This is a genomic window from Prevotella conceptionensis 9403948 (assembly GCF_000312305.1).
Taxonomy (GTDB): domain Bacteria; phylum Bacteroidota; class Bacteroidia; order Bacteroidales; family Bacteroidaceae; genus Prevotella; species Prevotella conceptionensis.
Map to the genome: position 1 here is coordinate 1 of NZ_HE999540.1, position 514 is coordinate 514.

The window sequence follows — 514 nt, forward strand, 5'->3', positions numbered from 1 at the left end:
ACCAAAAGGCCACCGTAACTATTGGCGTGGAACAAGGTCGACTATCTGAACATTGATTACCTAACCATCGGCTGCAACTTGCCCGTCCGCTCGCGCTTTGTAAACGCCCTGCGCCTGTCGCTCAGCGTTAACAACCTCGCTACCATCACAGGTTACAGCGGTCTAACGCCCATCATCAATAGTTATGTAGTGAACAACACGCTTGGCATCGACGACAAGCGTTCGTACCCTCCGTATCGCTCTTTCTCGCTAGGGCTTAGCGTTCAATTCTAACTTCTCACCCAAAACCACGCCCATAATGAAACCCAAGACGCACATCATACACCTAACCCTAGCGGCCATTGCGCTGCTGGGCATGTTCGTAAGCTGTCTCGAAGACGATCCACGCGACCGCATTTCGGAAGACCAAGCCATCACGTCGCCCACTTCCTTGTGGATAAACAGCATTGGCACCCTGTACAACAACATCGGTTCGGTCGAAGATGGAAGCGGACTTCAAGGCACAAACCGAGGC

The 514-nt window shown here is 52.5% G+C and carries 2 pseudogenes; both read left to right on the forward strand.

The window, feature by feature from the left end:
• Positions 1–39 precede the first annotated feature (39 nt).
• A pseudogene (locus BN93_RS16185) lies at positions 40–273 on the forward strand (hypothetical protein); the annotation flags it as partial.
• Between the two features lie 25 nt (positions 274–298).
• Positions 299–514, forward strand: a pseudogene (locus BN93_RS16190) (RagB/SusD family nutrient uptake outer membrane protein); the annotation flags it as partial.